The organism is Acinetobacter baretiae (assembly GCF_015627105.1).
Lineage (GTDB): Bacteria > Pseudomonadota > Gammaproteobacteria > Pseudomonadales > Moraxellaceae > Acinetobacter > Acinetobacter baretiae.
The window spans coordinates 26,384-41,133 of record NZ_VTDM01000025.1; the positions used below are offsets into that span (position 1 = coordinate 26,384).

Genomic DNA, 14,750 nt, shown 5'->3' on the forward strand with positions numbered 1-14,750 from the left:
GAATCAACATGAGCCGTCAAGTTATTCATAGCGACAATGCACCTGCTGCCATCGGCACTTACTCACAAGCTGTACTTGTTGAAAAAACACTTTATCTTTCTGGTCAAATTGGTCTTCACCCACAAACCATGGAGCTTGCTGACGGCATTGAAGCACAAATTCGTCAAGTATTTGAAAATGTAAAATCGGTATGCGAAGCTGCAAATGCAAGCCTTGCTGATATTGCAAAACTTAATATCTTTATGACGGACTTATCTCATTTTCAACTGGTTAATCAAATTATGGGGGAATATTTTGTTCAGCCCTACCCTGCACGTGCAGCACTTGGTGTAGCCAGTTTACCTAAAGGTGCCTTGGTTGAAATGGATGGTATTGTCATTGTTGGATAAACTCTAACATTGCAATATAAAATCAGAATTCATACATTACCTAACCCACAAAAATGAACGTTTTCCATATTTTTAATCGTGAAACATGGGAGAAACGTTCATTGATCAAACTTTGCTTGCATTTCATCATTTTTTAAACAATTATTCGACCCACCCATCATTTAGAGTGACACTCACTATTACTGTGAATGGTATGAAAGTATGTCTTCAATATTAAAAAAAACCTGCTTTACTTTCATAAATGAACATGAATACCGCCCTTAAATTTCAGTAAAATACTCCACCCACACAAGGGTGTAGTAACCTAAAAAACCATAAGTATTTGATTATTAGTTATTTTATTTTAAAAACATAAAGAAATACGCTAAATTAAAATAATTTGATGAAGTCCCAATCTTAAAATGCTAGTATGAAAACGATTATCAATTTCTATTATGTCATTTCTGTTATGTCTTCTTTGCGCATTCAAAATCTCAGTAAAAAGTTTGGTAAACACAGTGCAATTCACAACACCACTTGGCATGCTCAACGTGGCGAGATTGTCTGTCTACTCGGTCATTCAGGGTGTGGAAAAACCACCATGCTACGCTTAATTGCAGGTTTAGAATCACCAAGCTCAGGACAGATCAGTTTTGGTGACCGTACTCTATGGAGTCATCAGCAAAATATTGCAGCAGAACAACGTAATATTGGGTTAGTTTTTCAAGATTATGCTTTATTTCCTCACCTCAATATATTTGAGAATGTAAAATTCGGCCTAACCCACTTAAATAAACAACAACAACATCAAATTACTCATGACGTATTAGCACATGTGTCTTTATCCCAACATGCTAAAAAATATCCCCACACATTATCAGGAGGTGAACAACAACGTGTCGCTTTAGCCAGAGCACTTGCACCGAAACCCGATGTATTGCTCATGGATGAACCTTTTTCAAACTTAGACCGTAGACTCAGAGATCGTATCCGTAAAGATACGATTGGTATTTTGCGAGAGATTGGCACAACCACGGTCATTGTGACCCATGATCCAGAAGAAGCCTTACAAATTGCAGATCAAATTATCTTGATGCATGAAGGTGAAATTATTCAAATCGGCACACCTAAGCAGCTTTATGAAACACCAAGCAGTTTATTTTCGGCTGAATATTTTTCAACCATGAATCAAATCCCTTGTATATTTGAACACGAGCAATTGAAAAGTACATGTGGGCATCTTCATTTCAACATTGAAAAAATGACAACACTGTCTGTACAGCCTATACATGGTCAAGAATATTTATTTTGCGTTAGACCCTATCATGTCAGTTTGAGTCTAACGCAAGAAACAGCTGATTATTTTGCAGTCACTGTAATTTCAAATGAATATTTAGGCCACCAACAATCTATAGACGTACAGATTGATCACACGGCTCATATTATTCGTGTACAAGGCATATTTTCATGTCCTACACAAATCGGACAATCACTTTTTATACAGTTTAACCTCACCCAAAGCTTTATTTTTTCTAAACAGTCAGTCACCAATTAATTTTACTCCCTTTTCACCAACAGCAATCTGAGATGAGAGATGAAAAACATATTTAAACGCTTTACCTTAAGTGGCCTCACTTTATGTGCTTTAACCTTAGCAACAACAATACAAGCCGCTGAAGTGAATCTTTATACCACACGTGAGCCTGGACTCATTCAACCTTTACTCAACGATTTTAGTCAGTCTACGGGGGTTAAGGTAAACACCATATTTGTCAAAGAGGGGCTCGTTGAGCGCGTAAAAACCGAAGGCAGACGCTCTCCTGCAGATATATTAATGACTGTAGACTTTGGTAATTTAATTGATTTAGTTGAAAATGATTTAACACAAAAAGTAAACTCTAAAGTATTAGATGCATCTATTCCTGCAAATTTACGTGCAGCAAATGGACATTGGTATGCATTATCTATGCGTGCAAGAGCAGTATATGCCTCTAAAGAACGCACCCCATTAACAGCATTTAACTATGAAGATCTTGCAGATCCTAAATGGAAAGGCAAAGTCTGTATTCGCTCTGGTGCTCACCCATATAACACAGCTTTGATTGCCGCATATATTGCCCATCATGGTGAAGCTCAAGCGGAACAATGGCTTCGTGGTGTAAAAGCCAATCTTGCACGCTCTGCAAGTGGCGGAGATCGCGATGTTGCGCGCGATATATTGGGTAATATTTGTGATTTAGGCATTGCAAATACGTACTATGTGGGCACGATGAGTAATGGTGATGACAGACAAAAAAGTTGGGCCAACGCCATTAATGTCGTACTTCCAACCTTTAAAAATGGTGGTACACACGTCAATGTCACAGGTGCAGTATTGGCAAAATACTCACCAAACCGTAAAGAGGCTGTGCAATTACTAGAGTTTCTTGCATCTGATCGTGGTCAAGCCATGTATGCTCAAAGTGGTTATGAGTATCCTGTCAATAAATCAGCCAAAATTGATCCGATCATTGCTGGCTTTGGCCCATTAAAGATTGATAATATTCGTTTAAGTGATATTGCAAAATATCGTAAAGCAGCCAGTCTTTTGGTTGAAAAAGTGCAATTTGACCACTAAAACTGTCTTCACTTATTCACTACACTTCAGATTGTGTAGTGAATGTTTCTTCTTTTAACGTCAATCACTGATCTTAGTTTCCCTATGCAAAGTCCTTTTTCTTCTATCTCTCGCTTTAAATTTGGTTTTTGGCTCAGTTGTTTATTGGCGTTACTGGCCTGTCTACCAGTTATTGCATTACTTTGGACGGCCTTGCAGGGGAATTCTGATATTTGGTTACAGCTCATTCAGTATATTATTCCTCCAACACTCATAAACACATTCATTTTATTGATTGGTGTTGGCATCATGACGATTTTGATTGGTACGGGGAGTGCGTGGTTGGTCACTGCTTACGAGTTCAAAGGTCGAGCCATCCTCGATTGGGCTTTGCTATTACCTCTTGCAGTCCCGACATATATTATTGCCTACAGCTATATTGATCTTTTACACCCTATAGGGCCCATTCAAAGCCTACTCCGAGATGATTTAGGCATACAACATATTAATACATTCATTCCTAATATCCGTAGTTTATGGGGATGCATCTTTTTACTCAGTTTTGTACTTTATCCTTACGTATATCTCAGCACACGTGCTTTATTCATGATGCAATCGGCAAGTTTTATTGAAGTTTCAAAAACCTTAGGGTTTGGACCGATTCAATTATTTTATCGAGTTGCTATTCCATTAGCTCGCCCTGCAATTGCAGTAGGTACAAGCCTTGCATTAATGGAAACCATTAATGATGTCGGGGCCACTGAATTTTTAGGTGTAAAAACACTCACACTTTCGATTTATTCGACATGGGTGAATCAATCTAACTTGGCAGGTGCGGCTCAAATTGCCATATTCATGTTGGTCATTATTACGATTTTAGTGACGATAGAACGCATGGGACGGCGTAAACAACGCTATCACGTTGCTTCACAACGTGGTCGCCCCATGACACCTACACAACTTGGCAAATATAACGGCATTTTTGTGTTTTTGGTTGGACTCATGCCAGTATGGTTCGGTTTTATTATTCCGACCAGTTACTTGACCGTTGAGGCCTTTAAACGCATACAATTTAATGGCTTTTCTGAACAACTATTACAAATTTCACTAAATACACTTAGCCTATCACTGATTGCAACTGTGGTCACTGTAGTCATTGGAATCATCATTACTAGCACCATGCGTTTCAAAGGAAATAGTGCCATTGTACGTTTTGCAAGTTTAGGCTACGCAGTACCAGGAACTGTACTTGCCATCGGACTCATGTTAGCACTTGGTTTTATTGATCGTAGTGTGGGTGACTTTTTAGAATTTAAAATGGGCATTTCTACAGGGTTGTTATTTTTAGGTACCACGTTTACCGTAATTTATGCATATAGCACCCGATTTTTAGCAATTGCTATTGGTAGTACAGAAGCAGGATACCACCGAATTAGTCCAAGTTTAGATGATGCCGCTCGTAACCTTAAACGCCAATCAGGCAGTATTTTATATAAAATTCATTTACCACTCCTAAGGCCCGCTTTGGTATCGGCTGCGTTACTTATTTTTGTGGATTGCATGAAAGAGTTACCTGCAACCCTATTATTACGTCCAATCAACCTAGAAACATTAGCGACTTTTCTGTATGCAGAGGCTTCACGAGGAACCTATGAAGATGGTGCTATTGCTGCCTTACTCATTGTTATTGTCGGTTTAATTCCTGTGATTTTATTGGCCTATGTCAGTAAAAAACGTTAGCTTGACCAAAGATTAAATATCTCATAACAAGCAATCTACTTCAAAAAATATATCATCTAGTCACAGTAGATTGCGAACAGCTGTTTTCATTCCCCTGTTTCACTCACCCAACCATTTAATGTGATTACTATTTCATCATTACAGTATTGATTATTTATTCTGTTTGAAACTCAAAAATAGATAATAAAAAACGATCACATTCTATTCACACATACTCAGCTCATATGCATGAAAATCAGTGAATCACTATTCATGAATGAAATTAAATACTTAGCAAAACACCTCTATCGAGCCTCACAAAAAATAAATTTATCGCAATCTTTGGCCTATATTTTTTATAAAATTTAGATCACATCTGCTGTAAAAACGATCTTGACAATCGATAATAATTATCAATAATATAACCATTATCAAATCAAAATGTGAGTTCATCTGATGTACGTGTGCTTATGCCGAGGTATCACAGATCAAGACATTAAAGACGCTGTACAAAATGGTGCAGAGACTTTTCGTGAAGTACGTGATCAGCTCGATCTAGCAACATGCTGTGGTCGTTGTGCACCTGAAGCAAAAAGTATTATTGGTGAAGAACTTTCTCAAATCGCTGCTCGAATTTCGGTTGCTGCTTAATATATTTTCTAATACCTCCTCCCTGTTCTCTTTACTCAATCAAATACTGTAGATAACTGTTTTTGATTATGATTTCCATTTGCTGTTCAAAAAACATCTCGCTTTGCTCGGCCTGCTTCGTTAGCATATACACCTATAGATTGCCTTGTTATGTAAATAAGGCACCAAAATTGTGTGGAGCATATAAAATGAAAGGCAATCGTGACGTTATTAACCAGCTCAACCAAGTGTTGTACCATCACCTCACCGCAATTAACCAATATTTTTTACACTCACGTATGTTCAATGACTGGGGTATTGAAAAGCTCGGAGCTGCTGAATACAAAGAATCTATTCGTCAAATGAAACATGCAGACAAAGTAATTGAGCGTATTTTATTTCTAGAAGGTCTACCTAATCTGCAACATTTAGGGAAGCTCTATATTGGTCAACACACCTTAGAAGTATTGCAGTGTGATGTACGTAAAGTGAAAGAAAATATAGATGCCTTGGCACAATGTGTAAAAATTGCAGAAGAAAAACAAGACTATGTCACGCGCGATTTTATACAGGAAATTTTAGAGTCTGAAGAAGAGTTTTTAGATTGGGCAGATACACAAATTGATCTGACTGAAAAAGTAAGTATCGAAAATTATATTCAAAGCAATTTAAGCAAATAAACTCTAGTAAAAGCGCATTCCACATGAAATGCGCTTTTTTTAATAACATCTATTCAGGCCGTTTTTCAAGTTGATCAACGGTATATTCAACCCGATATAATCCTTTAATCAGTTCTAGCTGATGTACAGCTTTTCGTTGCTGACCATTAAACGCCAATAATTGTGCATATTTATACAAATCATATTCAGTGGGTGATACATCCACTGCATCGCGAAACTGTTGCAATTGCACAGGCGAAAGTGTACTAAAACGATCTAAAGCATACCACGTGGCACGTGCTTTATATTCTGTTAATAATATAATTTCACTCTTTGGTGCTTGATTCAGACCGATTTCGGCATGTTTTCTTGCTACAGATAACTCATCTACAGCAACAATATAGTCACGCCAAATTAAGCCATATAACAATATACAGAACACTAAAAAAACAGTACTCAACCATGAATGAATCAAAACGACCTTTTGACCAATGAAATCAGATTGAATCATGCCAAGTAAAAATGCACTTGGAAATAAAAAATATGCGTAATTTTGCGGAAACTCCAACATAGCATGAATCATGACCGATAAGACCATCAGTGCTACGATTAAATTTTCTTTACAACAAACCACCTGATTCAGCTTAAATAACCAATATGAAAAGTACACAATAATAGCGAGACCTAGAGGTATTCCATTCCAAATAAATAACTCTAGAATTAAATTATGTGCGCTATTGGTTCTTTCACTATGAACGATAAAATCTGCCCCGACCAATTGAGCAATACTGGTTTGATTCCACCCATATCCAAGCCATGGCTGTTCGCGTATGGCATATAACATTTGTGCCCATATACCAAAACGTGAATGACTTGAGCTTGCACGTTGCACAACATCCACCATTTGTGCTTGTGACAAACCTAAATGAACCAACCATCCATTTAAAAAAGGCAAACACAGTAAACTGCCGATATAGGCTGATAACCACAAAGCCAAATGCCAATATTTTAAACGATAGTGATCATGTTTATATTTATAAAGAATGTAGGCTGTTAAAACAATACACGCAATCCAAGGTGTTCTAGACTGCGTCAAAGCGATTGTAAATATAATACAACTTGCCGCAATCATGGTTAATAACGTCGATAGCACGCGCTTTTCAAATAAATACCATGTCGCAAACAAACTCATTAACAAAAAGGTTGCAAAATTATTGGGCTGTGCAAAATTTGAATACGGACGATTCCCTTTAAGTTGCATAATTCCCCAAAGATTCCCTTCCAAATCTAGCCATTGTATCCATGCAATACAACAGCTGAGCACCGCAACAGCACACATGACCAAAGACAACTGAGTTAAAATACGTGCCTTACTATAATCTCTTGCAAGGTTATAGCCTAAAACTACAGCCACTCCAAAGCCAAGTAAATAACAGGTACTTAACAGTGCCTTGCTGAAATATAACTCTACTCCAAAACACCACTGTACAAACGGTATGCTTACAATGCCTAACCAAAGTAATTGAAACTTCGGACACTGCAAAGGACGCTCTATATAAACGGCCAACAAACAGAACATACTTGCATAAGTAAACATTTCACTCGAGAAAGTGAGCCATGGCGTATAGTGATCGGGCGACAACCAAGCCAATGCAAGGAAGATTGCTGAAAACAAAAAAAGAAAACGAAGCATGTGATCAGACAGTAAAAAAATAAAGGAGCAATTATAGATAACTTTAATGCATACGGCTGTAATAAAAAAAATTAATTTATATGATTATTTTTAGAATTAAATTTACTTAAAATATCAATATATTGACCAAATACAACAAACAAATTACAACATCACTTTATACTAAATACTAAAAAGTTCACGATGAGGAACCAATCCAATGAATAAAAAATATCTCTTACTCAGTATTATTCCCTTTTTATTGCCTGCTTGCCAAAATTTACCTCAACACACTACGATGCCACAGATGATGAATACTCAACATAACCATGACATCAATTTAAAACAAATCCTTACTGACTATACATGGTCGTATCAAGCCACTCAAAATTTACCTGCAATTACTGCAAGTTTTGATCAATCACAAAATTTAAGCATATCTACAGGCTGTAACCAACAAAATGGCTCTTGGCAACTTACAGGCCAAACCCTAACAACATCTTTATTACGCTCAACAATGATGATGTGTAGCCCTCAGCTCATGTTACAAGAAAAATTATCGGCAGCTTTATTTGATCAATCAAAATTAACGCTTCAGATCAATCATCACAACAGCAACACACCTCAATTACAAATGATTGATCAAACTGGTAAAACATTCACATTCACAGGAACAATAAAACCCGAAGCACAATATCAATCTACAGCTGAAATCATTTTTCTAGATATTGCACCCACCACAAAACCATGTACGAACACTACAAATGCTCAATGTTTTCAAGTCAAAGAAATCAAATACAATGATCAAGGTATACAAACTTATATCGATCAAAATTGGAGAGTATTGCCTGAAAGAATACAGGGATACACTCATGACCCTAAAGTTAAAAAAACTATACGTGTAAAACGCTTTCAAACCAAAGCGACTGTCCCACAATATGCATATATTTATGATATGACTGTACAGCAAGAGGTATCACACCATAGATCATAAATACCAATAAATATTCAATATTGAATGAATATGCATAGGTCAATGTTAGTTGATTTCAAAATATTTACTTTAACAGCAAAAACCACATCCCCATAAAGGCACTTGAAAGTGCCTTTATTTCATAAAGCTGATCATCATGATCATAATGCCGTTAAAGCTTATATTTGATGATTTGATGATTTGATGATTTGATGATTTGATGATTTGATGATTTGATGATTTGATGATTTGATGATTTGATGATTTGATGATTTGATGATTTGATGATTTGATGATTTGATGATTTGATGATTTGATGATCAATGACAGTATATAGTATATTTTCTTGTACACTCATTTTTGCCACATGCAGAACAAAAAATACTCATAGAGTAAAACAATCTATTTTAATACCCAAACCTTTATGAGTTTGATATATATCGCTTCAATCATTGAATAAATATTAATATTTCTATGTTAAGGCACTTTTAATTACGTGTTGTATATTTAAACACGCTATACATAGACACTTTTTAAACATTTTTGCTGAGCAACAAAAAAGCTCAATTCTTAAAGAATTAAGCCTTTAGTGAGTATCCAATACTGCAAATTATGCACTATTGGTGCGGAAGGGGGGACTTTGTTTGTTGCTATAAATATATGATTTAAATAAATTATTTTAAAACACATTTCCCTTTAACCTCCCATTTAACCTCCCAATGTTGTTTGACTAAAATATAAACAATAATTTTAGCCCATATTTATATCTACCTTAAGAAAGCCTACCTGTAACCCTTATATATGAGATTGGCTCATTTTGAACTACTCGATTGGTTCACTTTGAATAATTACATCAATTCAGCATTTCAAATGCCGATATGCAAAAGGGTTGGATTTCAAATGCCACCCCATGACAACAATCACTCTTTCCATGATGGTTGAACAATCACATGGCTACTATTGTGGAAATCACCACGGTTCAATATTAATTGTATTTATAGCCTAGTGAATAAGGTTCACTACCCGAAAAGTGTAGTGAAAAGTAATAGGTCATAGTAGGGGCATCGTTTTTAACAACACCCCTATATTTTAGCAAATGCCCTCGCGCGCGTAGTTGTATCGAAACTCAATTCAAGTAAATGATTAATAATGTTTTTATTTAGTTATGGTGAATATCACTCTTAGCCTTCTGTTCTAGTAACTCAGCCGTTCTTCTTGTGTTTTGTTGGATTTTGAACATAACTACCGTGAATTCAGCCCATAGACGTACTAAGATTGCTCCCAAAAGGGTAAATGCTACTGATGCAAAATATCTAAATCCTTGAGGTGTATCTCTAAGCATTGGAATATCTATAGAGTCTATTGCAACTCCCACTCCAAATACTAAAAGTGTTAATAGCATTAACCAATATGCTAGGGTTACAATTTTTGTCGACAAAACGGCATCAAGGAACAATATACTTTTCATTTTTAGACCTGTTAATATTTAAGTAAGTTATAAAAATATAATACGGACAATTTACTATGAAAAAATTAACTTTAGCTATAACTCAATTAAATATAATTTTTTTAAATAAATATAAACCCATCTTGCTTAGATTTAGAATCCCATCAAAAAGAATGGTAAGATTACGGTAAGGTTTATAAAGAGAACCCCATGATTACCCCAAGGTTTAACGAGGTCATAGGACGGTAAGATTTCATTGTTTTTGTTATACGTAGTTATACAGATTAAAAAGTACAAATAGCCCTGTAATCCTTATATATCATGGTTTATACGTGATTTAGTAAGTAAGAGCTGTAAAGCAAAAAAAAGGGGTATAACGCAAATCGTTACACCCTATATCATTGATAAGTAAACAAAGCGCAAAAATGCGTTTTGTACTTACTATATTGGATTACTCATAAGGCATGAAGCTATGGCTATCGTCCTGTAATAAAGCCAATAGTTTAGGGTGAATAAATAACTTTTCTTTACCTACCGCCATTTCATCTAATATGCCTATCTCTGCTAGTTTTTTAAGATAGTTTGAAGCTGACTGGCGTTTAGCTATGCCTTTGTCTACCACATTACTAATACGGCTATAAGGTTGTTCAAATATGAGGTCTACAAGCTCCCTTGTATATATTTTCTCTGCATTGGCTTTCACATACTCCACTGTATGCTCATGTAGCTGTTTAATGCCGTTAATCTTGGCAAGCGTCCATTCACTTGTAACCGTAATCGCTTGTAAGATAAATAATATCCATGATTGCCAATCGCCGTCCTTAGTCACATTAAGCAATAGCTCGTAATACTTTGCCTTGTTCTGAATAATGAAACGGCTCAGGTAGAGTATAGGCAAGCTCAAAAGGTTTTCACCCATCAGGTACAATACATTGAGTACACGCCCTGTACGTCCGTTACCATCTATAAATGGGTGTATTGCTTCAAACTGATAATGTGAGATAGCTAATTTAACTAAAGGATCTATGTCATCATTGTAGTGAATAAACTTTTCCCAATTAGACAGTAGCCCTCTTATATTGTCCTCTCCAACTGGAGGCGTATAAATCACCTCACCAGTGTAGCTATTTTTTAATGCTGTCCCTGTTGTCGATCTAATACCTAAATCTACCCCTTTAAGTGTTTGGCATATCTCTATGGCTGTACCTGTAGACAATGGGCGTTCTTTAATTGACTGTACGCCTTTATACAATGCAGTGCGGTAGCGTAGGGCTTCTTTGGTTGAATGGTCTGCCGTGTCATCATTGCCTTGGGCATGCTGAAATAACTTGTCTGTGGTGGTGACAATGTTTTCAATCTCTGAGCTGTCTTTAGCTTCGAGTAAAGGAATAATATTAATAAGCATGTTTTGATTTGGTATTAACTCACCTGCCTGTTTTAACTCAGCAAGGGCTTTATTCGCCGTAATACATGCTTTTAAGACCACTTTTGTTTCTACTTCTTGCTCAGGTGGTAGCTGTGGAAGTTGGTTATATGGTTGGTCGGCTTGCCATTGATTCATCTAAATAACCCTATATTGGCATGTCGATAAAAGGGCAAAACTTCGACATGAGTATAACTATATGTCGATACTATAAACATATTGTCATCATCATGTCGATAAAAAGGGAAAATATCGACATGAGGGGCTTTATATGTCGATGCTATAAACATGAAATACCTAACGTGTCGATAAAACCATGAAATATAAACATGAGTAGGGCTTATATACTCCAGTAGAACCTGACTAAACCTGACTTTTAAAAGCTCACTCGTTATTTATGACTAATGAGAATAACCCTGTATTAGAACCTCACAAAACCCAACATTAGAACCTCACAAAACCTCACCTTTGGACTTGATAAAACTTGACATTTTGAAGTATCAAAACCTTATAAAACCTGAACCGTAAAAGGGGACATGGCCATTTCCACCATACCTATACCGACTTTTTGAACACGTTAGAAAGGCTATTTCTTGCTATACGTAGCTAGACAAAGCAATAAGTATAAAATGCCCTGTATCCCTTACTAGATAAGCATTAAATCCGTATTGTTATAACACTGCTGTCTAGCAAGTTTTTGTTTGACGTAGTATGACAAAGTGAGGGGTATCAATAACTCTATATTCCTTATATATCAGTACCTTGAGTAAGCTATAAGAATATATCTTGTCAAACAAGATTTATAGGACTGTGGCTCAACCATGACTAAACATGACTTTTAAGTGCTACTGGTGTTAGAACCTGTCAAAACCTGCGGTTAGAACCTCATAAAACTAGATATCTATATTAAACTTAATACTTAAACTATCGCTCAATCCTGTTACTTTTAAGAGTGAGTTTTAAATACTCCTTAGTTATTTATGATTATTTAACAAAATCTAATACTTATAGGTTTATTTACATTGTAGATAGTTAAAAAAATTTAGTTCGGAGGAAGCCATGCATTTAATGGTCCAACATAGCAATTAATATCATAGGCATAATCATCCTGATTGTAAGGATAACCTTGATATAGGATAAAATCATTGTAAGTTGCTAGCTCTTTATACATGTTATTGCTTGAAGCACATGAATATAATAATGCTATACCTATAGTTTGATGATTTTTTCTTGCTTTAACTGTTATATATTCACCGTTAACAGATGGCTCACCGAAATCAAAAATAATCCAATTTTTATAAGCTAGTCTTTTCAGTAAAGTATCATTCATATTCTTTTCTAGCATAGCTTTCCTTAACAGTACGCCATCATCAGAGGCTGTTTTGTAAAAAGGCAATGTTTTTCTAATTTGTGTATCTTGTAGTAAGATTTTTCTAATTTTTTGAGTTTCTATACACAACATAACTTCTTCCCAAAAAGATTCAACTTTTTTGTTTGAAGGATGCATTAAGATACTTAAATTGGGCGTTTTTAAAGCAAAACACTCAACAAAAGCCAGTGCATGTATCAACCCCATAGCTCTAAAAAAATTGGTTTCTCTTTGCCAAACTTCTGATTTTGCATGTGCAAAATAGTGTCTATTGAAACCTGAAAAACTTTGATAATTATCTGTATTTTTATAAAAACTATTTTTCAACCATTCCCGTACAGATTCAATAACTCTAATTCTTTCATTCATAGCTTTTAAAACATCAATATCAGTATAATCTTCTGGAACCCAGTCACTCCTGCATATATGTTCATATAAGATATTTTTCTTTGCTTTATCAATACAATGATCTACTTTCTCAATTAAATTATATGCATTTTTTTCTATGCCAATTATTCCATTTAGAATATCTTCTATAATCGGAATTAATGAAGCTACTGATGTGACTCTCATTCCACTAAAAAAAGATAGTATAGCTTCTTTAATGACAGGTAGATGCTTTCCAATTATTGAAGATTTTTCCAATGTTATTATAGTAATTGGTAAAATATTTCTTATACAATAAACATTAGGAAAAAACTGTTCAAATTTTTCTTGTAGATTTGGGTCATTTAAATTAGATCTATTTACTCCAGATTGTTTTATGGCATCCCAAATATCACCTCTTGAGATTATAACCGGAAAGAACCAATCCACTTCCTTCCAAAATTTCTCCTCATTTTTAAAAGGTTTTATCTTTTTTTCATAAAACTCTGAATCTATTATTTTTCTAGGAAAAACTGCACTCTTGTTTGTTGAAGTTACTATTTTAATAGCTTTTAGTGTTGAAGAAAAACCAAACTCAACCTCTTCTATCTCATTGATAATTACATTCTTACTTTTAGCTTCAACTTTAAATGTATCTAAGCTAATACTTGCTATCAGGTTTTTTCCAACTAAATACTTCCATAATCCAAGGAATTTTGCTTCATCTTCATCATATTTCATATAAGTTACTCCTTGTAATATACGTAAGATAGTTTGTTGAGAATTTTCGTCATAAGCTCAATATATGGACTAATTTTTATCAAATTTCTTAACTCATACAAATAATTTTTAAAATACTATTTGAGAAATTTTCAAAACTTATTATTTATACTTTGTACCCAACTTTAATGGTACTACTTGGAAACTGCTCTTGGATAATGAAACTTTGATTAAAAATAAATACTTTACAAGACAACGCTGTCACATCAGCAAAATTACTTAAAACCGTATTTAGTTTAGATTCAAAAACTGGTACATCACTAGTATCCGCAACAACATAAACATCACTGCCATTTATTAGATTATTAGATTGTATTAAGTCACTTATCTCTACATATTCGTGTGTAGTAAGTTTACTCCAGTCCACTGTACCGTAGCATGTCAAATATTCGTCTAATTGTTTAAATATAAATTCTTCCTTTTCTTTAGCAATAAGTTGAAAATCTTTTCCCAAAGCTATTCGGCATTCTTCAAACAGCATATTCATTACTACTTTCCTATATAAGTTTTAGCTAAACCTATTTTCAAATCATTATTTTGATTTCTATTTTATAGTCAAACAATCAAAAATATAAGACAATATAAAAATGAGTTATTCAGAACATTTTAGACGAAAAGTGATAGCGAAGCTTGAGGAAGGATATTCCATACGAGCGGTCTCTGCACAATTTGAAATTGATAAAAATACAATTTTGAGTTGGAAAAAACGAATTGAAATTAAAAGAACCCGCCCACGGAAACCTTTTAA

At 35.0% G+C, this 14,750-nt stretch carries 13 protein-coding genes; 8 read left to right on the plus strand and 5 right to left on the minus strand.

The annotated features are described in order from the left end of the window. Positions 1-8 precede the first annotated feature (8 nt). The 6 genes from I2F17_RS10165 to bfr all read left to right on the plus strand — a co-directional run bounded on the left by I2F17_RS10165 (position 9) and on the right by bfr (position 5,993). Positions 9-389 (plus strand): RidA family protein, encoded by a 381-nt coding sequence (locus I2F17_RS10165; protein WP_196422753.1) that lies wholly within the window; start codon positions 9-11, stop codon positions 387-389. Between the two features lie 448 nt (positions 390-837). Beyond that, positions 838-1,923 (plus strand): ABC transporter ATP-binding protein, encoded by a 1,086-nt coding sequence (locus tag I2F17_RS10170; protein WP_235985950.1) that lies wholly within the window; start codon positions 838-840, stop codon positions 1,921-1,923. Positions 1,924-1,962: 39 nt separating this feature from the next. Further along, positions 1,963-2,985, plus strand: coding sequence for an extracellular solute-binding protein (locus I2F17_RS10175; RefSeq protein ID WP_196422752.1), 1,023 nt, complete (start codon positions 1,963-1,965; stop codon positions 2,983-2,985). Between the two features lie 84 nt (positions 2,986-3,069). Beyond that, positions 3,070-4,704 (plus strand): ABC transporter permease, encoded by a 1,635-nt coding sequence (locus tag I2F17_RS10180; protein ID WP_211139814.1) that lies wholly within the window; start codon positions 3,070-3,072, stop codon positions 4,702-4,704. Positions 4,705-5,139: 435 nt separating this feature from the next. Continuing rightward, the gene (locus I2F17_RS10185; RefSeq protein ID WP_196422750.1) at positions 5,140-5,334 is read left to right on the plus strand and encodes a bacterioferritin-associated ferredoxin; all 195 of its coding nucleotides are present in this window, start codon (positions 5,140-5,142) and stop codon (positions 5,332-5,334) included. A 188-nt stretch (positions 5,335-5,522) separates the two neighbouring features. Further along, positions 5,523-5,993 carry a heteropolymeric bacterioferritin subunit Bfr gene (gene bfr, locus I2F17_RS10190; RefSeq protein WP_211139815.1) on the plus strand — a complete coding sequence of 157 codons (471 nt, stop codon included), beginning with the start codon at positions 5,523-5,525 and terminating at the stop codon, positions 5,991-5,993. A gap of 49 nt (positions 5,994-6,042) precedes the next feature. On the opposite strand, the gene I2F17_RS10195 is transcribed toward bfr, so the two are convergent. Next, positions 6,043-7,665 (minus strand): PglL family O-oligosaccharyltransferase, encoded by a 1,623-nt coding sequence (locus tag I2F17_RS10195; RefSeq protein WP_211139816.1) that lies wholly within the window; start codon positions 7,663-7,665, stop codon positions 6,043-6,045. Positions 7,666-7,864: 199 nt separating this feature from the next. On the opposite strand from I2F17_RS10195, the gene I2F17_RS10200 reads away from it, so the two are divergent. Then, on the plus strand, positions 7,865-8,638 hold the full coding sequence (locus I2F17_RS10200) for an META and DUF4377 domain-containing protein (protein WP_211139817.1): 774 nt from the start codon (positions 7,865-7,867) through the stop codon (positions 8,636-8,638). A 1,138-nt stretch (positions 8,639-9,776) separates the two neighbouring features. Here I2F17_RS10200 and I2F17_RS10205 read toward each other — a convergent pair. The 4 genes from I2F17_RS10205 to I2F17_RS10220 form a co-directional block, all read right to left on the minus strand. Next, positions 9,777-10,085, minus strand: a complete 309-nt coding sequence (locus I2F17_RS10205) for a DUF4282 domain-containing protein (RefSeq protein WP_211139818.1) — start codon at positions 10,083-10,085, stop codon at positions 9,777-9,779. 430 nt (positions 10,086-10,515) lie between these two features. Continuing rightward, positions 10,516-11,625, minus strand: coding sequence for a protein adenylyltransferase Fic (gene fic, locus I2F17_RS10210; RefSeq protein WP_211139819.1), 1,110 nt, complete (start codon positions 11,623-11,625; stop codon positions 10,516-10,518). A 904-nt stretch (positions 11,626-12,529) separates the two neighbouring features. Next, entirely contained in the window at positions 12,530-13,963 is a 1,434-nt protein-coding gene (locus tag I2F17_RS10215; RefSeq protein WP_211139820.1) for a hypothetical protein, read from the minus strand. Positions 13,964-14,108: 145 nt separating this feature from the next. Further along, on the minus strand, positions 14,109-14,489 hold the full coding sequence (locus tag I2F17_RS10220; protein ID WP_211139821.1) for a CDI toxin immunity protein: 381 nt from the start codon (positions 14,487-14,489) through the stop codon (positions 14,109-14,111). Positions 14,490-14,589: 100 nt separating this feature from the next. On the opposite strand from I2F17_RS10220, the gene I2F17_RS10225 reads away from it, so the two are divergent. After that, positions 14,590-14,750 (plus strand): helix-turn-helix domain-containing protein (locus I2F17_RS10225; RefSeq protein ID WP_211139442.1); only part of this gene is annotated, 161 nt, incomplete at its 3' end.